The following is a 23,321-nucleotide window of genomic DNA, read 5'->3' as shown; positions in this document are numbered from 1 at the left end:
GTTATTTTTTTAGTGTTTCAAGTGTCTCTATGGCTTGACGCAGGATCCAGCCGTTTTGGCCAAGAACCTGTTCTGCCTTTTGCTTGCTGTGCCCTAACGCAATAAGGCATGCCAGCTTGATATTGTTTTCAGCCTCCGACAGTGCTTGTGTTGCCATGAAGGCCGTCACACCCGTGATTTCCTGAACCATAGACACAGCCCTTTTGATCAGCTTTTCATTGCTGATTGTCATGGAAACCATCAGCCCGTCGTGAACATGCCCCAGCTTTGTCATCACCAGCGTAGAAAGCATATTCAACGCAATTTTTTGTGCAGTCCCGGCAGCCATCCGTGTTGATCCGGCAACCACTTCTGCGCCGGTTCCCAGAAAGACCTTGTAGTTGGAGAATCTGAAAAGGGGCGCCTCAGGGTTGTTAGCAATGGAAACAACGAGTGCCCCAATGCTCTGTGCATATTCAACTGCAGCTAATGTGTAGGGTGTCGAGCCACTGGCGGCGACTGCGATCACAACATCTCCGGAACTGAGGTTTTTTTCCTTTAGCTCCTTGACCGGAAGTGACCTGTCATCCTCGACTCCCCCCATAGAATAGAGAAGCGCTTCAGCTCCGCCGGCAACCATAAGCACGGTTTTTTCTAACGGCCATCCATAGGTGGGATGTAATTCCAAACCGTCCTGTATCGCCAGATGCCCGGAAGCCCCTGCACCGATATAGAAGAGTCGCCCGCTTTGCTTCAGGCGCGCAACGATCTCGAGCGCAGCCTGCTCAAGGAAAGGTATAGCAGACTGAACCGAAGCCAGAGCTTTGGCCTGGGAAGCCCACAGACTCTCAAGCACTTCTGTGTCTGACCAGCTATCAAGCCCCCTGTAACGAGAACTCTTTTGCTCTGTGTGTTTTTCAGAATTGGACAAGGTATCGCTTTCCATATTTTCACTTCACAATACAACAATACCAAAAAGAAACCACTTTTAAATCTGTTTTTTATATCCGCTTCTTTATTTCAGGGAAAAATATCGCCCTGACAAACAAAATTTTCCGCATTTATCTAATAAATAACAGCGTCCTAACTACACAAAATAATATTTAAGAAATATTTCATGGCTTTCCAATTTACCTGATCTACAAAATACGCTAAATTGGTATTTGAATGGTTTTTAGTAGTGGTATTCTAGTGGTCTTGGAGATTCGCGTGAACGATGAAAAGCTCTTTGTCGGTGTCGATGGTGGGGGAACGCGATGTCGTGTTCGCATAGAAACCGCCGATGGGCAGATGATCGGAGAAGGCGAGGCTGGCCCTTCCAACTCACGGCTTGGCGCGGCGCGTGTTTATTATGAAATCGAAAAAGCCTGTGTCCTTGCCTTGCAACAGGCCGGGCGGGGACGTGAGGATTTTTCACGCCTGCACGTAGGTCTTGGCCTGGCCGGGCTAGGTCTTGAGCGCGAACTACACAACATGTTGTCTTTCAAACATTCTTTCGCTTCGGTCTGCGGAGCAACGGATGCCTACACTGCCTGTCTCGGAGCACATACGGGACGAGATGGCGGCATTCTTATTCTCGGTACAGGTTCATGCGCCTTGGGTATCGTCGAAGGAAAGACAATAAATGTTGGAGGATGGGGCTTTGAAATATCCGATCATGCAGGGGGAGCCCAGTTGGGGTTAAGCGCCGTTCGCAGCGCGCTTTTCGCCTATGAGGGTTGTCGGCCCGAAACAGATCTGACCCGGGCAATCATGAAACATTTCAACAATGATCCGGAAGAAATGGTGAAATGGGCGGAAAAAGCTGAGCCGCATCAATATGGTGCTTTTGCCCCTTTGATTTTTGATAGTGCAGATCAGGAAGACCCGCTGGCCAAGAGGCTTGTTGCAAAAGCCGTTTATGAAGCCAGCTCCATGATCCAGTCTCTGCTGGACCAGGGCGTCCAGAGAGTCAGTCTGATGGGCAGCGTTTCCAGACGTATAGGTCCGAGACTGCCAGATGATCTGAGGCAGGTTCTGACCGAGCCACAAGGTGATGCCATGGATGGCGGCATTCTCATGGTGAAGTCCAGAACCCCCAACACAGGAGTATCTGCGTGTGAAAGCTAGTACCTTCAGAGCATTGCAGGTCAAATCTCGTCTGGATACCTCAAACCCGACCCCGCTTTACAAACAGCTTCGCAGCCTTATTCGCCAGGCCATAGAAACAGGCGCTTTCAAAGTTGAAGACGCCTTGCCAAGTGAGAGGGATATTGCAGCAGAACTGGAAGTGTCCCGTGTTACAGTCCGAAAGGCCGTACAGGATCTGGTGAAAGATGGTCTGCTTGTACAGAAACACGGTGCGGGAACCTTTGTTGCCGCGCGCCTTGAACAGCCTCTCTCAAAACTGACCAGTTTTACCGAGGATATCTCGGCCCGGGGCATGCAGTCTTCGGTTATATGGATTGAACGAACCATTGGACTGGCCACGCCCGAAGAAGCCATGGCGCTGAACCTCTCTCCCGGCGCGGGAGTTTCAAGACTGCATCGTATTCGCTGTGCTGACAATAAAGCCCTCGCGATTGAGCAGGCATCAATTCCGCAAATTTTTCTCCCCGACCCGCTGGCCGTTGAAGACTCCCTCTACAGAATACTCGACAAGACGGGCCTGCGCCCCCAAAGAGCCTTGCAGCGCTTGCGGGCCGAGCTGATGCAACCCGAACATTCTGAACTTCTGGGTATGCCCCCCGGGGGGGCGGCACTTTATATCGAACGACGCTCCTTCCTGCCGGATATGCGTCCCATAGAATTCACCAGATCACACTATCGCGGCGACAGTTATGACTTTATCGCCGAACTGCATCTGGATAATCAGAAAAGAAACGATTGATGACAAGAAGCACGCAAACCCAAAGCCTGATGTCAAAGGAAACAGAAGAAACTGCCGCAGTGGTATCTCGCCAGCTCAAGGCCAACAGAAATATCATTGAAGAACTTTCCCTGGAGCTGCGCTCAAGAAACATCAGATTTATTGCAACCTGTGCCAGAGGCAGCTCAGACCATGCCTGCGCCTTTGCCAAGTACCTGCTGGGAATCAATCTGGGCTTGCCTGTTGTATCCTATGCTCCTTCAATTGCGACCCTCTATGGGCAATCTCTAAAAATGAAGGACTGCCTGTTTCTTGCCATTTCCCAGTCTGGGCGCAGTCCCGACCTTGTTCAGGCAACCCAGAATGCCAAGGACCAGGGTGCCTTTGTTGTTTGCATCTGCAATGATGCGGCGTCTCCGCTGGTGGCACTGTCTGATTATTATCTGCCACTCCATGCTGGTCCGGAAAAGTCCGTTGCCGCAACAAAAAGCTACATCGCCTCTTTAACCGCTCTGTTACAGCTGAGTGCTGTCTGGGGCTATGACAGCGGCCTGCTTCCGGCTCTGGATCGCCTGCCCGACCAACTCGACAGAGGACTTCGCAATGACTGGTCAGAACCTCAGGAGCTTTTTTCCTCTGCAGATAACCTCTTTACCGTCGGTCGTGGTCCGGGTTTTGGTATCGCTCTTGAGGCAGCCCTGAAATTCAAGGAAACAGCTTATATTCACGCGGAAGCCTTTAGTGCTGCCGAGGTCAAGCATGGACCGATGTCCCTCGTTGCTGACGGATACCCCGTCCTGATATTCCGCCAGCGGGACCAGTCCTGGGATTCTGTCGGACAGCTGTCCACAAACTTCAGGGAAATGGGCGGTGCTGTCTTTACCGTTCAAGAAGGTGAGGGTGGAAAAGGCATTTTACCGATCGAGACAAATATTCACCCCTTCTGCCAGCTGCCGGTCATGATCCAGAGTTTTTATATTATGGCCGAAAAAATTACAGCGTTACGCGGCCTTAACCCGGACAGCCCGCGCAACCTGAAAAAAGTTACGGAGACCGTGTAAATGAAAACAGCCCTGGTCAATGCCCGCGTATTTACCGGCGACAGGTGGCTGGACAAGGCAACCGTCACCATTAATAAAGGCATCATTGAAGCTGTTGGGGAAACAGATCTATCAGGATATAATCAGCGGGATCTTGCAGGAGACATGCTGGTTCCAGGTTTTATTGATATCCAGGTAAATGGGGGTGGAGGCGTACTGTTCAACGACCAGCCTGACATCGAGGGTATCCGGGCCATTGCCCAAGCCCACAGACGTTTCGGCACCACTGGCATGCTGCCCACACTGATCACCGATGAACGCTCGGTAATGGTCCGGGCGATCTCGGCCATGAGACAGGCTCTACTTGCCGGAGAACCGGGGGTGTTGGGGATACATCTGGAAGGCCCGTACCTCAACCCTTTAAGAAAAGGTGTCCATCAGGAAAACCAGATACGGCTCATGGAAGAAGATGCGCTCTCTGTCATCACAAGCCTTGAGTTGGGAAAGACCCTTGTCACCCTGGCGCCAGAAAAGGCGGCCTCCGGTGTGATACGGGAACTCGTCAGCAAAGGTGTTCTGGTCGCAGCAGGTCATACAGCAGGGGAATATGAAGATTTCCAGCGTGCTTTCAGTGAAGGGTTATCCTGCTTCACTCATCTGTTTAACGCCATGTCCCCTCTGGGCAGTCGGGAGCCTGGCGCTGTTGGTGCAGCACTGGATCACAAACAAAGCTGGTGTGGGCTGATTGTCGATGGTTATCATGTTCATCCAGCCAGCCTGAGAGCGGCCATCAGAGCCAAAACTCCCGGTAAAATGCTGCTGGTGACCGACGCCATGCCGACCGTCGGCAGCCGTGAAGATTTTTTTGAACTCTATGGCCAGAAGATATGGAGCAGGGAAGGGCGCTGCATTACGGATACAGGGGTTCTCGCCGGGGCTGATCTCGATATGGCATCAGCCGTGCGCAACAGCGTTTCCCTGCTTGATCTTACGCTGGATGAATCCTTGCGCATGGCATCGCTTTACCCGGCAGAGTTCCTCGGCCTGGGCAAACGTTATGGCCGCATCGAAAAAGGTTACGAAGCGTCACTGGTTCAACTGAACGAACGCATTGAAGTCCAGGAAAGCTGGATTAACGGCAGGGATATGGCAGCAGACGGAATAGTATAATGAGCGAGAAGCAGAAGGTACTGATCGTTGGTCTGGGCAATATGGGTATTTCCCACGCCCAAGCTTATCACGTCCTAAGTGGTTTTGAGATCGTCGGCCTGTGCAGCCGAAGTCTGGATCAACAGACTGTTCTTCCTGAAGCGCTTTCCATCTATCCCCGTTTCAATGACTATGACCTGGCATTACAGCAGCTAAAGCCTGATGTGGTTTCGATAAACACCTGGCCGGATACACATGAAACGTTTGCAATCAAAGCCCTGGAGGCTGATGCTCATGTTTTTATGGAAAAGCCGATTGCCGAAACAGTCGAGGGGGCTGAGCGGGTTATTGCAGCAGCAAAGAGAAAAAGTCGCAAGGTGGTGGTTGGGTATATTCTCAGGCATCACCCTTCGTGGCAGGAATTTGTCCGTCAGGCCAGAACCTTGGGAAAACCGCTGGTGATGCGGATGAACCTGAACCAGCAGAGCAGAGGCGATACCTGGCAAGTCCACAAACAGCTGATGAAGAGCATCTCGCCCCTGGTTGATTGCGGGGTGCACTATGTGGATATGATGTGCCTGATGACGGAATCCCGTCCGGTAAAGGTACATGCGATTGGCGCCCGTCTGAGCGATGAAATTGCACCTGATATGTACAACTACGGCCAGTTGCAGGTTGCTTACGAAGACGGATCAATCGGCTGGTATGAAGCGGGCTGGGGACCGATGATGAGCGAAACCGCCTATTTTGTGAAAGATGTCATTGGCCCCAAAGGTTCGGTTTCAATTGTCGCAGCGGAACAGAACCCGGATATGGAATCGGACAGCATCGACAGCCATACAAAAACCTCGGCAATTCTCTGTCATTCTGCCGATTTGGATAAAAAGTCGGGACTTTTTCACAAAGATCGCTTGATTCAGATGCAAGATGAACCTGATCATGACGCTCTTTGTTTGAGAGAACAGGATTTTCTGCTAAAGGCAATCACGGAAGATTTGAATTTGGATAATCACCTTCAGGATGCTGTCAACAGCATGAAGATTGTGCTGGCGGCGGATCGTTCGATCCGAAGCGGGCAGGTGGTCTATCTGTAACACGATCAATGCCTGTTCTGGGCACTGATGAAATACGACAAGAGGGAGGAACGGCGGTGTCCGAAAAACTTCGCCCCGGTGTGGTCACCGGTAAGGATTACGAGAAACTGGTTCAGGCTTGCAAAGCAGGAAATTACGCACTTCCCGCTGTCAACGTTACCAGCAGCAGCACCGTCAACGCCGTGCTTGAAGCCGCCGCGCGCAACAAGTCTGATGTCATTATCCAGGTCTCGAACGGCGGGGCCGCTTTCTTTGGAGGTCCTGCCTACCCTGATGGCATGAAAGGCAAGGTTCTGGGTGCTGTTTCCTTGGCCCGCCACGTGCACCTGATGGCTGAAGGATATGGGGTCTGCGTTGTTCTTCATACCGATCACGCCAACCGCGGCCTGCTGCCCTGGATTGACGGATTGCTTGAAGAAGGTGCCAAATTCCGCAAGGAAACCGGCAAGCCGCTATACACCTCCCACATGATCGATCTCTCGGAAGAACCGATCGAGGAAAACATCGAGACCTGTGCCATCTATATGGAAAAGATGGCCCCACTGGACATGAGCCTCGAAATCGAACTGGGCGTTACCGGTGGCGAGGAAGACGGTGTCGGCACTGAACATACCGGTGCAGACAATCCCAAACTCTACACCCAGCCAGAAGACGTTGCTTTGGCCTACAAACGCCTGAGTCCTCTGGGACATTTCTCCATCGCCGCTTCTTTCGGTAATGTTCACGGCGTGTACAAGCCCGGTAATGTCAAATTGCGTCCTGTAATCCTTAAGGATTCCCAGACACTTGCATCCCAGCGCTTTGCTCTGGCTGAAAATGCCCTGGATCTGGTTTTCCATGGCGGCTCTGGTTCTTCTGCAGAAGAAATTCGCGAAGCTGTCTCCTATGGCGTTTTCAAAATGAACGTGGATACCGATCTCCAGTACGCCTATTCAGAACCGGTGGGTGCCTATGTTAACGCCAACCAGAACGCTTTTAAGGCCCAGATTGATCCTGAAACCGGCAAGCCACTGAAAAGTGCCTATGATCCGCGCAAGTGGATGCGACAGGCAGAAAAGGGCCTCGGAGAAAAACTGGATGAAATCTTTGCTGTGCTCGGTTCTAACGGCAAAACCCTGGCCAGTTAATCTGACGCGTTAATCTGACGCGTTAAACTGGCCAGTTAGTCTGGCTGGTTAATCGGGCTGGTTAATCTGGCCAGACGACGGGTAAGCAGGATAGGGACCAGACCGGGTTCGGGTACAATTATTTAGGGCGGGGTAAAAAAATGAAGGCACTGGCACTGGGAGGGGCAACGGTAGATATCATCGCCTCTGTTTCAGACGATGAAATCGAACGTATGACGATGCACAATGCCATTACCAACTTTCTCTTGCTGGAAGAAGGCAAGAAGGTTGAGGCGGAAACCATCGAAACCCATACCGGTGGTGGTGCCATCAATGCCTCTGTCTCCATGGCCAAACTCGGTCTGGATATCTCCTGCGTCGTCAAACTTGGCGATGATATCGAAGGCCAGATGGTCCTGAAGCGTCTGGAACAAACAGGTGTTGGCAGCAAGTGGGTGATAAAGGGGTCTGATCTGCCTACGGGGTGCGCCGTGATGGTTTCCTCCCACGTTCGGAATCCGACAATCTTTGTCGCCCGTGGTGCCAATACCCTGCTTACACCAGATGAGATCAGGCCCGAGATGTTTACCGACGTGGGTCTGACTTACGTTACGGGGCTCAGTGGGGCATCTGCAGATTGTTTTCCAAAAATTGTCCGCCTGGCAAAGGAAGCGGGCAGTCTGGTCGTGGCCAACCCGGGAATACGTCAGCTAACCTCGCGAACCCAATCCTTCTGGGATTCTCTGGCCAACATAGATGTCCTGGTTCTCAACGAGGTTGAGGCAGCGCGTCTTTTGCCTTTCGTATCAGCAAAATCGGAAAAGGACTTTACCGGTTGCTGTGCCTATTCCAGTGAAAAAAGCCTGCCTGAGCTCCTCAAGAAAGGAGTTGGCGTAACCGGTGCCCGCTTGTCTCTGGAAGGTTTTGTCTCAACCATTACCCAGTTTGGCCCCAAACAGGTGCTGGTCACCAATGGAAAAGAAGGCGCCTATCTCGGAACCGATCAGGAAATCGTGTTCTGTCCGGCACAAAAGGCCAAGGTAATGGGGACGGCAGGTGCCGGAGATTCCTTTGCATCAACCTTTTCCGCCTTTATTGCCTTGGGGCAGGGGGACGAAACAGCCCTAAAAGCCGCTGCCATCAACGCAGCTTCTGTTGTTTCAGTTATGGATACCCAATCCGGCCTACTTGGCAAAGATGAGATCCTGCACCAGATCACAAAGGCTGACTGGGGAAAACTCAAGCGTTATCCGACAGGTAATCGCGTCTCTAAAGGCTGAACTCATCCGCAGGCTGTTATATTTTTACAGCAGGTGCTTGTGACTGCCATCGCAGAAGGGTTTCTTTGCACTGTGTTTACATTGGCAGAGAAAATACTTTTTGCTTTTATCGGCAATAAAGGACAAGGGCTCAAAAGGAGTCCCCTTGTGGCTGCCGTCGCAAAAGGGCTGTTTCCCGGAGCGTCCGCAAGCACACCAGAAATAGGTTTTTCCTTCAGTCAACTCGACAATGGCTGGTGCCGCCTCAGCAACAACAGGATTTTCCATGATTTTCTCCCATTCCGTGTATTTATTTTTTACAAACAGTTGAGTTCCTTGAGCATTTTATCATTAAAGCCTCAAAAAGAAGAACACTTACAATTTTCTCTTTAAAATATATATTATCACTATAATTCAAATAGATATCTCGTATTTTTGACAGTTTATCCCAGGAAAAATCTTGCCGATACTTTTATGAAAGCTGTGACTTTTTTGCGCAGGAGATTGAAAAGAGATTCGATCTCCAGTAAGGTACCTTCTTCAGCTACAGAGAAAGGTGGTTGTATCATGAGTAAGAAAACCTCGTATTTACCAGTGATACTCAAGTCTTCCGGCTGGGTTTTAAGCCGAATTGGAACTCTGTTGGCAACAATTTTTGCAGCCAGCGCATTTGCCAGTCTTGTGCCGAGTCTGGGAAATAATACTCAACTCCTGTTGGAGCCTCTCCTCACATCAGCTGTCATTGCTGCTGTTGTGGCTATAGGGGGGATCGTTTTGGCCAAATGGGCCGACCGCAAGTATGGTGATCAATTTCAAGATCACACAGTTTCTCCCTAAAGAAACATAAACTTCATTTATTTTGGGCGTTTTTCAAGTCAGAGGATGACACTGTTATCCTCTGACTTGAATTTTCTCTGTCGCATTCGAGGGATTATTTATCAAGTTAATTAAAGCTAATGCTGATTTAAATGAAGGTGAAATGGAAACATATTTTAAATTGGGTCAGGACCTCGGACTGAATGAAGATAGTGTATTTGATTGTGATTTCTGGGAAAAATTTAGGATTATTGTAGGTCACAACTAAGAAAAAACTGGTTTGCGATGAAATGTTACAAAGAGTGTAGACCAATATGTCACCGCTTAAGGTATTGATAAATTTTAATCTACTCTGTTGGTCTACGATTCTTATTGGTTTGAGAAGAGGTTTGATCAGTCAGAAGGATGTTATTGATTGTGCTGTCGACCTTATCGTTAATGGCAATGACGATGTGGAAGTGGCGATAATCGCTGGCGGAGAGTCTTTGGGAGATGAAGAGCTGTTTAACCTGATTTCGAATCTAGTTAAACAGCCGGATAAATCTGTTGATCTTGATAAATGGAGATTAGCTCATCTCCTCTATATTGCAGAGTCAGATGATGACGAACAAACCAAGCTTAATAGGCTACAAGAGGTCTATGCGAATTTTGATTATCCCGAAGATATGGCTTCGTGCAGTATTTATTCACAGAGTGAAATTGCTCCGTTGGTAGCTATGATTCAAGTTATAGAAAAATTGAGGATTAGGCTTACGCAACAATAATCAAATGTTCCAAAGGCCAGTTTAAATATTTATTTTCAAGAGCAGCTTCGGCAGCTCTTTTGATTTTTTGAGTTCTATCTTTTGGTTTCAATTTCCTACACTTAATTTTCCATAATATAAATTATGCGAACAAAATAACATCCCCTGGCTGGACAAACAATAGGAAACCGAGTACCAAAATCGCTGATTATCCTCAAACACCGTACCGTTTGTAATTCATCCTTCCACACGCAAAATCAGCTGATCACCCTGAAACTCAAAGCTGTGCAGGCGTTTGAGGAAAGACATACCCAACAGAGACGTTGACATGGATGCTTCATTGATCGATGCGGGGATATTGTCAAAGGTTACAGATCCGATTGTCATACTGTCCAGCCGGGTTCTGGCGCCCCTGCCCGTTCCGTTTGCTGTCTCGAAGGTCTGGTTGAACAGCAACTGGTTAAAATCAAATCCCAATCTTGCCGCGTCCGCCGGGCTCAAAACCAGGCTGCTTGCCCCGGTATCGACCAGAAAACGGACCTTTATGCCTTCGACAGACGCATCAATATAGAAATGCCCGTCCCGGGACCGGGTAAAAACCAGATCGCCCTGTTCAGTCACCACGGCCTCGCCGGGCAAGAGCACACTGGACAGGCGTTGCCCGGTATCGCTGAACAGATCCCTGTAACTATAACCCAACAGCAGAACAGCAAAGATACAGACCCAGATCGCGATATCGCGCAGATACCTTGGCAGGGTCGAAGCACTGATACGACGCAAACCAACCGCTGACGACATGACAAGCAGCAGAATGGCCAGTAACCTGACCAGATCAATCTGGTTATCCTCGTCCATCAAGGTCGAAGGGAATTTATCCATCAGAAAAAAGATTCCACCCGCGGTCAATCCAAGAAGAACAAGAAAAAGAACAAAAGGAGATAGTCCTTTTTTATCAGATTCTTGCTGGTCATCTTTATTGTTGTTTCCAAAGGGATCATCAGGGCGTTCTGACATGTTTTATATGGTCCTGGGGTAACAATGGTGCTGGTGGAAAAAGAACAGAATCAGCTTGTCATCAACTTTATGCCAAGCAGTCCCATCAGGCTCCCGGCAATGCGATCAATCGAGCATTTTGCCCGCAGGTAGATATTGCGGGAAACCGGTGCGGATAAGGCACAGGCGACGAGAAGATACCAGCCCGTTTCAAGCAACAGGATTGCCGGTAAAAGCACCATGGGAAACCAGAAAGATATCTCGGCCGGAAGAAAAACGGCAAAAACACCGCTATAGATAATCGCTGCCTTGGGATTGCTGATCTGGGTCATAAAAGCATAGAAAAAAGCGCGCAGACAAGTGGCTTTATGTGTCAGACCCGCTGCAGCAAATGCCGGATCGTCTGCGGAAGGCATCAGAGTGTTTTTTGCTCCGCGCCATATCCGGATCCCGAGATAAAGCAGATAGAGGCCGCCAAAAACTTTGAAAGCGGCATAAAGCCAGTCAATTTCGATAAAGATCAGCTGCAACCCCAGAAGAGCAAGGATCGCAAAAAAGATTGCCCCTGCCCCCATTCCTGCCGCTGCGGCAATTCCATGGGAACGAGAACGCGACAGAGAAATCTGGGCGACAAGAATAAAACTCGGCCCAGGTGTAATTGCACCAATGGCAAGAACACCCAAGATACTGATTATTGCAATTGCTTCTGCCATCCGTTTTCTCTCCTGTTCTGCATAAATCATGGCAGACTGGACGTGAAACTGGCAAGACAGAACATCACGGCTTGTGTTCAAAACAGATCAACAAACAGATCCGGGTAAAGTCTGAACGCGATCACAAAACAAAAAAAGGGAGCACCTAGCTCCCTTTTCGAGTTCTGGTCGCGAGCGCGCTGGGATTATATGGCCAGATATTCCTGGCGCAATCCGGCATCGTCCAGTACCTCCTGGGCAGTACCGTCAAACACCACCTGCCCCATATCAAGAATAATGGCACGGTCAGCAAGGTTAAGGGCCGCGATGGCATTCTGTTCCACGATAATTGTGGTCAGGCCATGTGATTTGATCTCACGAAGGATGCTTTCAATTTCGTGTACAATCACTGGCGCGAGGCCTTCATAAGGCTCATCCAGCAACAGCAGTTTAACATCCCTCGCCAATGCCCGGGCAACAGCCAACATCTGTTGCTCCCCCCCGGACATGGTTATTCCCTCCTGGTTACGTCGCTCTGCCAAACGGGGGAAATGGTCATAAATTCTTTCAATCGTCCAGCCTACAGGCGCTGAAATCTGGGCAAGTTGCAGGTTTTCCTCGACCGTCAGGCCAGGGATAATTCTGCGATCTTCCGGTACAAGTCCGACACCATTCCTCGCAGCCTCGAATGATTTCATTGAATGCAACGGCTTGTGATCCAGCCAGATTTCCCCATGGGTCAACACGGGATCTGCTGTGCGGGCAATTGCCCGAAGGGTTGAGGTTTTGCCAGCACCGTTACGGCCCAGAAGTGCCATAATCTCGCCTTCGCGAATATCGAAGCTAACACCCTGAACAATATAACTTTCACCGTAATAGGCATGAAGATCCCAGGCCGAGAAAAAAGCCGGTGCTCCCCCCTTGTTGGTAACGGGTTCTACGCGGGTCATACTCATAGGTGGGCTCCCCCCAGATAAGCTTCCTGCACACGGGGATCACCCTTGATGTCTTCCGGCAATCCTTCGGCAATCACCGTTCCCTGCGCCATAACACTGACCTTGTTGGCCAGCGAAAAGACCACATGCATATCATGTTCAATAATGATCTTGGTAATCCCGCGCTTGCCGATACGCTTCAGCAGGTCAATTGTATTGTTGGTATCCGCGCGGGACATGCCGGCAGTTGGTTCGTCAAGCAGCAGCAGTTTCGGGTTCTGCACCAGGCACATGGCCAGTTCCAGACGCCGCTTGTCCCCACGTGACAGACTGCCCGCGATAAAATCCTTTTTCTCGATCAGCCCCACATCTTCAAGCATGTGTTCGGCTTTTTCCCGAACTTCCTTGTCCTGATCCGCCCGCTTCCAGGCATTCAGGGTAAAGGCGCCGTCTCTGGTGGCAAAGGTTGGTATTATGACATTATCCAACAGGCTCAGATCTCCGAATATTTCCGGGGTCTGGAACACCCTCGCCACTCCGGCCTGGTTGATTTCATGCGGCGTGATTCCCAACAGCGATCCTCCATTGAAGGTAACGCTCCCCGTATCGGGGGTAAGTCTCCCGACCAGACAGTTCAGGAAGGTAGATTTCCCGGCCCCGTTAGGGCCGATTATGGCGTGAACAGAACCTTCTTCAACATTCAGCTGAACATTATTCAGGGCCTGCAGACCACCAAAGCTCTTGTTAACATCGCGAACTTCAAGAATACCCATGACATTCTCTCTTTATTTAAATTTTCTCTTTTGGCTATTCACCTGGTTGTGTCCGGGTTTTCACGGTGGGTTCTTCTGCTTTCTTCTGGGAAAAGATACGGGACAGGCGACTGATACCTTCCATGATCCCCCCCGGCAGGAAAACAACGACGATAACGAACAAGGCTCCAAGCGTCAGATGCCACCCCTCACCGACAAAGAGTCCGACAACGGCAACAACACCGTCCTGGAGCACATCCGGAAGGAAGGAGAAGATCTCGTGCAGCGCATCATCGTTAAAGGCCGAGAAAATATTTTCAAAGTACTTGATTACCCCTGCCCCGATGACAGGTCCCATCAAGGTTCCGACACCACCAAGAATGGTCATCAGCACCACTTCACCTGAAGCAGTCCACTGCATTCTCTCGGCCCCTGCCAGAGGATCTGTGACAGCCAGAAGCGAGCCTGCAAGCCCGGCATACATTCCGGAAATGACAAATGCAGCCAGTGTATAAGGGCGTGTATTGAGGCCTGTATAGCTCATACGGTTCTGGTTGGACTTCACCGCCTTGAGCATCATGCCAAAAGGTGAGCGGGTAATCCGCATCGAGATATAGAAACCGATAATCATCAGGACTGCACAGAAATAGAAACCGGGATAGCCGCTCATTTCCATGCCAAAGAGATTGGTCGGGGGAATACCCGTGCCGCTTTCCATTGCCCCGCCGAACAGGTTATCAAAAACCCGGGGGTCCTCCTGAGCCAGCTGCAACCCGGTTTCACCGTTGGTAATCGGTGTCAGAACCGAATAGGCGAGGTTATAGGACATCTGGGCAAAGGCCAGTGTGAGGATGGAAAAATAGATACCGGAACGTCTGAGGCTGATATAGCCGATGACAATTGCAAACAGTCCAGAGGTAATCACCCCAAACAGAACGGCGGGAATGACACTCATGCTGAGCAGTTTGAATGACCAGACGGCTGTATAGGAACCAACGCCGAGAAAGGCCGCATGCCCAAAAGAAAGATATCCGGTCAGACCGAACAGAAGATTAAAGCCAATGGCAAAGATCCCGTAAATAGCAAAGCGCTGCAGGAGATCGGGATAGGCTGCGCCTATCGGAGACAACCAGATTGGCATAGTGAGAATGGCAATGGCAAAAAATACCATTAACAACAAGTCATTACGTGGCGTAGCTGTAATCATGATTTAGGACTCCATTACGCCTTTTCGGCCCATCAGACCACGGGGACGAACCAGCAGAATGACAACCGCAACAAGGAAAATAATGATCTGGTCAATACCAGGGAGAATTGAAGTGATTTCGTTCATTGACGCAAAAGATTGCAGAATTCCGAGCAGGAAACCGGCTGCGACAGCGCCCGTCAGAGACCCCATGCCACCAACGACAACCACGACAAACGAAAGAACCAGAAAGTCCATTCCCATATGATAGTCCGGCGGAACGATCGGGGTATACATCACACCAGCCAGTCCCGAAACCACAGCAGCCAGACCAAAGACGATCGTAAAGCGACGCTCGATATCAATCCCGAGCAGCCCGACAGTTTCCCTGTCCTGCATCCCGGCCCGAACCACCATTCCAAAGGTCGTGAACTGCAGGAAAGAAAACACACCAGCAATTACAATTCCGGCAAACCCGAGATAGACAAGACGCCACCAGGGATACACAACAGAATTCCCGAGCCCCAGGAAAGATCCGATATCGGCTGAGCCTGCAAAAATTTCAGGTGGCGGCATCGGTACAGGGTTCGCGCCGAACATTGCCTTGACGATTTCCTGCAGGACAATCGCCATACCAAAGGTAACAAGGATCTGTTCCGCATGTGTCCGTTTGTAAAAGAACCTGATCAGACCGCGTTCAAGCGCCAGCCCAATCAACAACATGATCGGAATGGCGAGCAGGATCGAAATTGGTACAGCATAGTCGATAATCACGGCCCCGGTATCGCCAAACCATATCTTGAGATAGGGTTCTTCCTTGAAAGCGTCAAAAAAGGTGATGCTTTCATCTTTGACCAGTTTGGAAAGTGTCAGAAGCTGCTTCATTGCCACGGCACAAAAAGCGCCAAGCATAAAAAGCGCCCCATGAGCAAAATTCACGACCCCCAAAGTTCCGAAGATCAGTGTTAGTCCCAGGGCAATCAGGGCATAGGCGCCCCCTTTGTCGAGCCCGTTCAGGAGTTGCAGTACAAGTGCATCCATATTTTTAATTTCGCTGCTGGTTTTGATGTTGCCAGTAGATATTGCCAGTACAGGAGACGGCTCACTGACTACCGGGCACATCGTCTTGTTTCTAAAATCATCAACAAGGGTGGACCGGATTCTTATTGTAACCCGGTCCATACCTGTGGATCAGACCTCGTAAGGGCCGAGTTCACCGCCAAAAATGGCAGGGTCGTATTCAACCTGGGCCCGTGGAACCTGCTGGACAACATTCAGCAAATCAAACTGGGTAGTCGGATTTTCGTTACCACGCACAACCAGAACATCCTTGAAACACTGGTGATCAGCGGCACGGTATTCAGTCGGACCATTGCCCATACCATCGAACTTGAAGCCTTCCAGAGCCTTGATCACTTCTGGAGGATAGAAAGTTCCGGCCATTTCACAGGCATTTGCATAAAGCAGTGTCTGGACATAGCAGGTATGAGCAGCCTGTGATGGCGGGAAGCCATATTCCTGACCAAAGGACTTCACAAAAGCCTGCGATCCGGCATCCTGCAAGGACCAGTTCCAGTTGGTGGTTCCCAGAATTCCTTTGATGTTTTCGCCAGCACCCTGCGCCATCAGACGGGAGAACAGCGGCACGACAATTTCAAAGTTCTTGCCATTGACCTGCTTGTCTTTCAGGCCGAACTGGATCGCCTGGGTCAGAGAGTTGATCATATCCTTGCCATAGTGGTTCAGGATCAACACATCAGCGCCAGAATTCAAAACCGGTGTGATATACTGAGAGAAATCACCCGCACCAACAGGGGTACGAACGGCATTCACCGTTTCCCAACCAAGGGCTTCAGTCGTGTTCTTGATCGACTCTTCCTGGGTCCAGCCCCAGGTATAATCCGCTGTCAGGTGATAGGCACGACGGTCCGTGCCCATTTCGTCTTTCAGAACCGGGCCAAGGGCCGCACCGGACATATAAGCGTTGAAGAAGTGGCGGAAGCCGTAACGACGCTTGTCCTTACCTGTTGTGTCATTCGAGTGTGTCAGTCCACACATAAAGATCACACCCATTTCCTGGGCCAGGGACTGGGTTGCCACAGCAACACCGGAGGAAGACCCGCCGGAGAACATGGTCACGCCCTCTTTTTCAATCATCCGCTTGGCCGAAGCGCGCGCGGCATCAGATTTGGTCTGTGTATCACCCGTGACATACTCGACCTTCTTGCCAAGAACACCATTACCCTTCAAAGAACTAGGTTGCATGGTTGTCAGCATACCGCCATCACCTTCGCCATTCAGGTGTTTTACGGCAAGATAATAAGCCCGGAGTTCATCGGCCCCTTCATCGGCATAAGCACCGGTTTGCGGAACGTTGAAGCCGAATTTGACAAAAGAATTGTTGCCAGGATCATTCCTGAAATTTTTTGCCCAAGCCCCTTTGACAAACCCCATCGGGGATCCACCAAACATTGCAGCCCCGGCACTTACCGCAGCCGCACCAGTAAGAAGCCGGCGACGGGATAGATGAAATTTTTTATTTGAATTATCGGTCATGTTTGTGTGTCTCCCAAGAATTCGCTCATTCTGTTCAATATAAAATGCCCCTGGGCATCCTGTTGTTTTCTATGTTCGGTTTCGTTGCTATCAATGCACCAGGATCAAGAGCAATCCTTATGACATTCATTTAGCGGGAGACAGCGGATGACCTGTTTCTCTTTCAGTCCCCCTGCCCTGTCTGCATCCCTGATTTTTTAACAATGATTTTGTCAGGATTTGAATTTGGCAGACAAGTTCCCATTACTTGTATTAACGAACCCGATATCACAGACGGCATTCTTGTTTTTGTTCTTGCCGTTGTGCTGGAAATATCTGCCCCTTTGAAAATTCAGGCAACAGAGCTTTGCCCTCAAAGATCGCTTGAGTTAATAATTTTACATTAATATTTGAGGCAAAGATAATTTGTAAATAAAACACGAAAAACCCCGAAGCAGTCTACCGCTTCGGGGTTTCAATAATTGCTTGTTCAGAAAAAAATTTATGACTGAGCGGTTCTCAGTCGTCGCAGGAACTCATGAACCTGTTCTTCCAGTTGTAAGGCTTCCTGGGCCAGATTTGCTGCAGAATTTTGCACCTCCTCCGCTGCTGTTCCTGTCGTATTTGCGGCTTCGCGAACCTGTACAATATTTGACGTCACCTGATCAGTTCCGTTTGCAGCTTGCTGTACTGATTTGGTGATTTCAGCCGTCGCAGCCCCCTGTTCTTCTACGGCCGAGGCAATGGCTGTAGCAACCTCATGAATAGAATCAATGGTTGTGGAGATACTGTGAATTGCATCAACGGTTTCGCGCGTTTCATTCTGGATAGAGGTAATCTGTCCTGAAATTTCCTCTGTTGCTTTTGCTGTCTGGTTTGCCAGCGACTTCACTTCTGAAGCTACCACAGCAAAGCCTTTTCCGGCTTCTCCTGCACGTGCTGCTTCAATCGTTGCGTTCAGTGCCAGAAGATTGGTTTGTTCGGCAATATCGTTAATCAACTTGACGACCTCACCAATTCGATCAGCCGCAGCAGCCAGGCCTTCAACCTTTTGATTGGTCCGGGAAGTTTCCTCCACAGCATTGCTTGCAATATCCGCAGATCTCTGGACCTGGGAGCTGATCTCGTTAATCGATGCGGAAAGCTCTTCGGTTGCAGCCGCTACCGACTGTACGTTTACCGAGGCCGCTTCAGCTGCTTCGGTAACGACAGACGCCTGGTTTGACGACTGGTTAGCTGCGCCAGCCATATTCTGGGCCGTTGTTCGCATACCATTGGCAGAGTTGGAGACAGAAGAGATAATCTTTCCGACCGAGGTTTCAAAATCGTTGGCCATGCTCATACGGGCTGTATGCCGATCCTCGGAAGCTTTCTGTTCCGCAAGAAGTTTTTCCTCTTCCATGCGATGAACCTGTTCAGCATTTCCTTTGAACTGTTCCAGTGCCCGGTTGATGTCACCGATTTCATCCCCTCGATCCTGACCACTCACTTCCACTTTGTAATTTCCGGCCATCAAGGCCTCAATCACAAGCATGCTGTTCTGAAGAGGGTTACGGATCATAATGCGAACGATAATAAGCAAGGCCACATTCAGGATAATCAGCAAGATCACACCACCAATTACAGTAAACTGCTGCATAACGATGGCTTTTTCAGTCAGTTTGCTGACTGGAACATTCACCAGAACAGACCAGGGAGCGTGGGTGTCCCGCACATTTACGGGAATGAAGAGGCGATACAGATCCTCGTCTTCTCCTTCGAGAGATTTACCATCCTTGATCAAAGGAATAGCCTTGTTGAACAGACTTTTCTCGGTGTTCAGCGGGGTACCCAGCAAGTCTGGATCGCTATGCGCGACCCACTTCCCATTGTTGGAGACAAGATTGACCGTACCGGATTCAAAAGGTGCCAATTTGTTAAAGGAACTCGCCATATCGTTAAGGTTCATGTCAACGCCGACAACACCCAGGACCTTGTCATTCTCATCTAGAATGGGGTAAACAAACGATGTCAGCGTGACAATATTTCCTTCAATATCATACCCGATAGGGTCCACAACTGCTGGTTTTTTTGTCCGCACGGGCAAATAATACCAGTCTGTCTCAGGCGTGTTTGGATCTTCCTCATAGGCTCCGATTGTAGAAGGAAGAACCCCTTTTCCAAAGTTGTAGTAATAGGTCAGATAACGACCGCTCTGATTTTTCTCTGTAACATATTCGCTATCTTGGCCATCCAGTGCATTGGGTTCATACCCTGCCCAGGCTCCGGCCAGAACCGGGTTTTCGATCAGTGTCTGCTTCAGGACTTCATCATAAGCCGCCCTGTCAGTGACACCTTTTGCCCGCATTCCCACAAAGGTCTGGGTCAGAGAGTGGGCAACCGTCATACCTATATCAAGCTGACGCTGAACTTCTGTTGCCTCGGCCTTTCCGATGGCACGCGCCTGATCAAGTGTCAGATCCCGCACGGTATTTTCTGTTGTTCGGGCCATCAGAACAATGCTTATTGTCAAGCATATGACAACGATAACAGCACTTGTAAGGGTAAGTTTGGCACTAAGGGAAAGCTTATTTAACATTGTCTGTTCCATTTTCCTGCAAAGAAGCCTGCACTGGATTGATTACTCATCTCTTTAAACCTGAGTTTTCACGTTTCAGGCCTGCTATGGAATTTAAAGGACCGATATTAAAAAGATGTAAACTTCTGCTTGTCCCAAGGATATACAAGCAAAGATAACTCCGCTGAATTCCTGCCAAATGAATTCCAACCGGAATAAAACAGGAGATTCTTTAAATTACCTGAAGGCTCTGCTAGAGCTAACATCACAGAAACAGCCCCGTAACAGCCCCGTAACCGACAGGATTTCCTGATGAGCAAAGTAATTCCGGACCCGACCCAAAGGGGTATAGATCGCCTCATTCAATTAATGCAGGATCTCAGATCTCCGGATGGTGGTTGCCCCTGGGATATTGAACAAACGTTCGAAACGATCGCGCCCTATACGATAGAAGAAGCCTATGAAGTCGCGGATGCGATCGAAAGAGGGGATCACGCCAATTTGCAAGATGAACTCGGGGATCTCCTGCTTCAGGTTGTCTATCACTCTCAGATTGCCGGGGAACAGGAACTGTTTGATTTTGATGCCGTGGCCCAGGCCATCACGGAAAAAATGATTGGGCGTCACCCACATGTTTATGGCTCTGCCGATCACAGAACAGCAGAAGAACAGGTCATAGCCTGGGAAGAAATCAAGGCCAGAGAACGCGAAGCAAAAAAAGGAAATCCTGAAGAATCTGTCCTTGATGGCATCACTGTTGGACTTCCTGCAGCAACCCGGGCGATCAAACTGCAAAGAAGAGCCGCCAAAGTCGGATTTGACTGGCCGGATCTCGCGCCGGTAATTGCCAAAATCCATGAAGAAATTGAAGAACTCAAATACGAACTGGAAAACAAGGGCTCCATCGACCGGGCCGAAGACGAGCTTGGGGATGTTCTTTTCTCTGTGGTCAACCTGGCCCGGCATCTGGACCTTGACCCTGAAAAGGCTTTACGACGCACCAATGCCAAGTTTGAAAAACGTTTTCGGGCAGTAGAGCAGACCCTGAAAAACCGAGGTGAAAAAATTGAACAGACATCGCTCGATGAAATGGAGAAAATCTGGTCCGACCAAAAACAGCTCTAACCTGGGACCAGCACCATGTTCCGGCCAGTGTCTTTAACTGTCGACAATGAACCGGGCCTGCTTTTTACCAACCTTCGCCGTATCAAAGGTTTTATCCGGTGCATCTAGCTGTTCAGGAGAGACTGTCTTATTTCGTCGGTTATATAGGTATATTTATAGCTTCTGCTGACATCGTCATTATGAAAGTAATCTACATCATACCGGTACACAGATATGCTCATGACCAGTTCGTCACTCTCATCCTCTTTCAAAGGCAAAATGACGTGTAAAGAAGGAATAATCTTGACGGAATGATGTAATTCGCAAGATACAACAAGGGCTTCTTTCCTTGAGCGCACAGAATTCCAGTGCATTCTGATTGTCTTGAATTGTTCATCAGGATAAAGGACAGAAAGATTTTTCCCCTTCATTCGTATGCTATGCGCATTTGACACATCTTCGCCAGCAAGCCGGCAGTAATAATCGTCGTCTTCCGGATTGTATTTAAAAAGAGATATATGGGGAAGTGCTTTGGGAAAGTGGACAGGATCCATGTCGCTCAAACTGGGCACCACACCTGTTTGGGTCAAATACAGCCAGTGACGGGTAACATCCCCGGTTTCAGAACAGTCCAGAATATCTTTAACGTTATACATTATAACGATAATCCCTACACTCATATCAAAAGCGGGAGACTATTCATAAATCTCCTGTTGTTATCAACCTTTTATTCTTCTCCCTAGGCCTGCAGGACATACCACATCAGAACTGGCAACGTTGCGATAGATAAAGTCGTTGATATAACCACGAGGCTGGCAACTTCTTCGGGTTGCCGGTTATAAAGTTGGGCAAAAAGATAACAGAATACTGCCACGGGCAAAGCACACTGCAAAATAACCACGCCTCTTGCAACCCCCTCAAGATCCAATCCCCAGGAGACCATAAGGCCAACGGTAAAACCAATCCCCAACCTGAAAAGAGCTAACCAGATACTGCGTGTAATATTGACAACCTTGAGACTGGCCAGAGAAACCCCCAGGGTAATCAGCATCAGGGGAATGGTCAGATCTCCGATAAGTCTGGTTGTACTTAAAATCCATTGCGGGACTGATACACCCCAGACAAGTATCACCATTGCAATGACTGTTGCCGGAATAATAGGCATTGATATCAAAGATTTTGCCGTGAACTGCCCAGAAACAAAAGCAACACCAACCGTCAGCTGGATCACAACATAAACGGCAAAGAAACCGATCGCCAGAGCCAGGCCTTCCTCTCCAAAAGCCAGCAGGCAAAGGGGAAGACCAATATTACCAACATTGGGCCAGGTGAGAGACTGGAGAAATGTTCTTTGTGATAGCCCCGCTAGCCATAAACAGACTGCACCAATGACGGCGAAGAGAATATTGGCCGCAACGGCAGCGCCTCCCATAGCGAAGAGAGCCTCAAGTGAGAGATCTACAGTAGAAAGTGTATAAAAAACAAGGGCCGGAGTGCTAAAATACGTCACCAGAAAAGTAACCATCGGCGTATCGAATTTCCGGCCGGCTTTTGCCCAGACAAAACCGATACCGATACAGATAAGAACCGGAGCAATAATTCCAAGAATTTCAGCGATCATGATATCCACAAGTCTGTTTGAAATGGCAAAAAAACAAGATAATGCGCTGACAACAATTCCAGTAATCCTTTGACCTGTCAAAGAAAAGCCGGAAAAGAAAAATCCATTCCGGCTTTTGAGCTCTTTTAGATGAGTGAAATAATCAACAACACCTGCTTTATCGACTTAAGGAAACACCTTCCGTGAATCTTCTGGGGTTTCCTCTCTCTCGTACATCCCGTAATCCCGTTTGACCTCGGCAACCCGTAACCGATAATCAGAAAAAACCCCTGCACGACCTTTTGCCTGGGTACAGCGATGTTTTTCATGATTACGCCAGTTACTTACAGCCAGTTCATCACGCCAGAATGACAGGGAGAGAATCTTTCCTTCTGCCGCCAGACTCTGAAAGCGTTCGATAGAGATAAAGCCATCCATTTCTTCAAGATCTGATTTCAATGCTACCGCCAGACCAAGATAGTCTTCCTGCTGCCCTGCTGCAGGCCAGACTTCAAATATAACCGCAATCATCTTGTCCTCAACGGGGCATGGGGTGCTGAAGCCAGGCTTAAAAACAGTCGATCTTCTTTACGAATGAACTGTTCCTGTTTGGCAAATTCATAATTCTCCTTGCCAAGGGGATGCTCTCTTAAGCGCGCTCGATAGGCTTCATATTCAGAGAGATCCTTTATGCTATACACCCCATAAGCCGTGGTAGCAGATCCTTCGTGCGGGGAATAATAACCAATAAGATCAGCACCGCACTGTGGAATAGCCTGACCCCAGTTCCTGGCATATTGATCAAAATGGTCTTTTTTATAAGGGTCGATTTCGTAACGAATAAAACATGTAATCATAGGATTGCCTCATAGATTGTAGAGACATTTTTATAGCAGACCCTTTCTGCAATATGCTTCGTCACAGAACGAAGTA

At 49.2% G+C, this 23,321-nt stretch carries 24 protein-coding genes; 10 read left to right on the top strand and 14 right to left on the bottom strand.

All coding sequences use genetic code 11. From position 1 onward, the window contains the following. Window position 1: 1 nt before the first annotated feature. Window positions 2-925: an N-acetylmuramic acid 6-phosphate etherase gene (locus O4H49_RS15055; protein WP_269424256.1), complete on the bottom strand. Its 924-nt coding sequence runs from the start codon at window positions 923-925 to the stop codon at window positions 2-4. 263 nt (window positions 926-1,188) lie between these two features. Between O4H49_RS15055 and O4H49_RS15050 the strand changes: the two genes are divergently transcribed. The 7 genes from O4H49_RS15050 (at window position 1,189) to O4H49_RS15020 (ending at window position 8,496) form a co-directional block, all read left to right on the top strand. Beyond that, the gene (locus tag O4H49_RS15050; protein WP_269424255.1) at window positions 1,189-2,088 is read left to right on the top strand and encodes a BadF/BadG/BcrA/BcrD ATPase family protein; all 900 of its coding nucleotides are present in this window, start codon (window positions 1,189-1,191) and stop codon (window positions 2,086-2,088) included. Beyond that, the gene (locus O4H49_RS15045) at window positions 2,078-2,848 is read left to right on the top strand and encodes a GntR family transcriptional regulator (RefSeq protein WP_269424254.1); all 771 of its coding nucleotides are present in this window, start codon (window positions 2,078-2,080) and stop codon (window positions 2,846-2,848) included. The genes O4H49_RS15050 and O4H49_RS15045 overlap by 11 nt, the downstream gene beginning before the upstream one ends. Next, a complete protein-coding gene (locus O4H49_RS15040; RefSeq protein WP_269424253.1) occupies window positions 2,848-3,888 on the top strand; it encodes an SIS domain-containing protein in 1,041 nt (346 codons plus the stop codon). The genes O4H49_RS15045 and O4H49_RS15040 overlap by 1 nt, the downstream gene beginning before the upstream one ends. Beyond that, window positions 3,889-5,037 carry an N-acetylglucosamine-6-phosphate deacetylase gene (gene nagA / locus O4H49_RS15035; RefSeq protein ID WP_269424251.1) on the top strand — a complete coding sequence of 383 codons (1,149 nt, stop codon included), beginning with the start codon at window positions 3,889-3,891 and terminating at the stop codon, window positions 5,035-5,037. Then, on the top strand, window positions 5,037-6,110 hold the full coding sequence (locus O4H49_RS15030) for a Gfo/Idh/MocA family protein (RefSeq protein ID WP_269424250.1): 1,074 nt from the start codon (window positions 5,037-5,039) through the stop codon (window positions 6,108-6,110). Before nagA ends, O4H49_RS15030 begins: the two co-directional genes overlap by 1 nt. 56 nt (window positions 6,111-6,166) lie before the next feature. After that, a complete protein-coding gene (gene fbaA, locus O4H49_RS15025) occupies window positions 6,167-7,237 on the top strand; it encodes a class II fructose-bisphosphate aldolase (RefSeq protein WP_419715231.1) in 1,071 nt (356 codons plus the stop codon). A gap of 140 nt (window positions 7,238-7,377) precedes the next feature. After that, window positions 7,378-8,496, top strand: coding sequence for a carbohydrate kinase family protein (locus tag O4H49_RS15020; RefSeq protein WP_269424248.1), 1,119 nt, complete (start codon window positions 7,378-7,380; stop codon window positions 8,494-8,496). A gap of 24 nt (window positions 8,497-8,520) precedes the next feature. On the opposite strand, the gene O4H49_RS15015 is transcribed toward O4H49_RS15020, so the two are convergent. After that, window positions 8,521-8,763: a CDGSH iron-sulfur domain-containing protein gene (locus O4H49_RS15015; protein ID WP_269424247.1), complete on the bottom strand. Its 243-nt coding sequence runs from the start codon at window positions 8,761-8,763 to the stop codon at window positions 8,521-8,523. A 279-nt stretch (window positions 8,764-9,042) separates the two neighbouring features. On the opposite strand from O4H49_RS15015, the gene O4H49_RS15010 reads away from it, so the two are divergent. Continuing rightward, a complete protein-coding gene (locus tag O4H49_RS15010) occupies window positions 9,043-9,312 on the top strand; it encodes a hypothetical protein (protein WP_269424246.1) in 270 nt (89 codons plus the stop codon). A 293-nt stretch (window positions 9,313-9,605) separates the two neighbouring features. Further along, window positions 9,606-10,055 carry a DUF2247 family protein gene (locus tag O4H49_RS15005; protein WP_269424245.1) on the top strand — a complete coding sequence of 150 codons (450 nt, stop codon included), beginning with the start codon at window positions 9,606-9,608 and terminating at the stop codon, window positions 10,053-10,055. A 216-nt stretch (window positions 10,056-10,271) separates the two neighbouring features. Here the strand turns inward: O4H49_RS15005 and O4H49_RS15000 are convergent, their stop codons facing one another. The 8 genes from O4H49_RS15000 to O4H49_RS14965 form a co-directional block, all read right to left on the bottom strand. Further along, entirely contained in the window at window positions 10,272-11,048 is a 777-nt protein-coding gene (locus O4H49_RS15000; protein WP_269424244.1) for a retropepsin-like aspartic protease family protein, read from the bottom strand. Between the two features lie 50 nt (window positions 11,049-11,098). Next, a complete protein-coding gene (locus O4H49_RS14995; RefSeq protein ID WP_269424243.1) occupies window positions 11,099-11,740 on the bottom strand; it encodes a LysE family translocator in 642 nt (213 codons plus the stop codon). Window positions 11,741-11,925: 185 nt separating this feature from the next. Next, window positions 11,926-12,675, bottom strand: a complete 750-nt coding sequence (locus O4H49_RS14990) for an ABC transporter ATP-binding protein (protein WP_269424242.1) — start codon at window positions 12,673-12,675, stop codon at window positions 11,926-11,928. After that, the gene (locus tag O4H49_RS14985; protein ID WP_269424241.1) at window positions 12,672-13,427 is read right to left on the bottom strand and encodes an ABC transporter ATP-binding protein; all 756 of its coding nucleotides are present in this window, start codon (window positions 13,425-13,427) and stop codon (window positions 12,672-12,674) included. Before O4H49_RS14985 ends, O4H49_RS14990 begins: the two co-directional genes overlap by 4 nt. A gap of 34 nt (window positions 13,428-13,461) precedes the next feature. After that, window positions 13,462-14,613, bottom strand: coding sequence for a branched-chain amino acid ABC transporter permease (locus tag O4H49_RS14980; protein ID WP_269424240.1), 1,152 nt, complete (start codon window positions 14,611-14,613; stop codon window positions 13,462-13,464). Between the two features lie 3 nt (window positions 14,614-14,616). Continuing rightward, window positions 14,617-15,633 (bottom strand): branched-chain amino acid ABC transporter permease, encoded by a 1,017-nt coding sequence (locus O4H49_RS14975; protein WP_269424297.1) that lies wholly within the window; start codon window positions 15,631-15,633, stop codon window positions 14,617-14,619. Between the two features lie 150 nt (window positions 15,634-15,783). Next, entirely contained in the window at window positions 15,784-17,148 is a 1,365-nt protein-coding gene (locus tag O4H49_RS14970) for a substrate-binding protein (RefSeq protein ID WP_269424239.1), read from the bottom strand. Between the two features lie 481 nt (window positions 17,149-17,629). After that, the gene (locus tag O4H49_RS14965) at window positions 17,630-19,705 is read right to left on the bottom strand and encodes a methyl-accepting chemotaxis protein (RefSeq protein WP_269424238.1); all 2,076 of its coding nucleotides are present in this window, start codon (window positions 19,703-19,705) and stop codon (window positions 17,630-17,632) included. 291 nt (window positions 19,706-19,996) lie between these two features. Between O4H49_RS14965 and mazG the strand changes: the two genes are divergently transcribed. Beyond that, window positions 19,997-20,809 carry a nucleoside triphosphate pyrophosphohydrolase gene (gene mazG, locus O4H49_RS14960; protein WP_269424237.1) on the top strand — a complete coding sequence of 271 codons (813 nt, stop codon included), beginning with the start codon at window positions 19,997-19,999 and terminating at the stop codon, window positions 20,807-20,809. 104 nt (window positions 20,810-20,913) lie between these two features. Here mazG and O4H49_RS14955 read toward each other — a convergent pair whose 3' ends face one another. From O4H49_RS14955 to O4H49_RS14940, 4 genes are all read right to left on the bottom strand, one after another. Then, window positions 20,914-21,444, bottom strand: coding sequence for a PAS domain-containing protein (locus O4H49_RS14955; protein ID WP_269424236.1), 531 nt, complete (start codon window positions 21,442-21,444; stop codon window positions 20,914-20,916). Between the two features lie 83 nt (window positions 21,445-21,527). Beyond that, window positions 21,528-22,409, bottom strand: coding sequence for an AEC family transporter (locus O4H49_RS14950; RefSeq protein ID WP_269424235.1), 882 nt, complete (start codon window positions 22,407-22,409; stop codon window positions 21,528-21,530). Window positions 22,410-22,574: 165 nt separating this feature from the next. After that, entirely contained in the window at window positions 22,575-22,919 is a 345-nt protein-coding gene (locus tag O4H49_RS14945; RefSeq protein ID WP_269424234.1) for an antibiotic biosynthesis monooxygenase family protein, read from the bottom strand. Continuing rightward, window positions 22,916-23,245, bottom strand: a complete 330-nt coding sequence (locus O4H49_RS14940; RefSeq protein ID WP_269424233.1) for an NIPSNAP family protein — start codon at window positions 23,243-23,245, stop codon at window positions 22,916-22,918. The genes O4H49_RS14945 and O4H49_RS14940 overlap by 4 nt, the downstream gene beginning before the upstream one ends. Between the last annotated feature and the right edge of the window lie 76 nt (window positions 23,246-23,321).

Source organism: Kiloniella laminariae (assembly GCF_027214005.1).
GTDB lineage: Bacteria > Pseudomonadota > Alphaproteobacteria > Kiloniellales > Kiloniellaceae > Kiloniella > Kiloniella laminariae_A.
The sequence above is the reverse complement of the archived record's forward strand: the minus strand, read 5'-3'. Positions and strand labels throughout refer to the sequence as shown.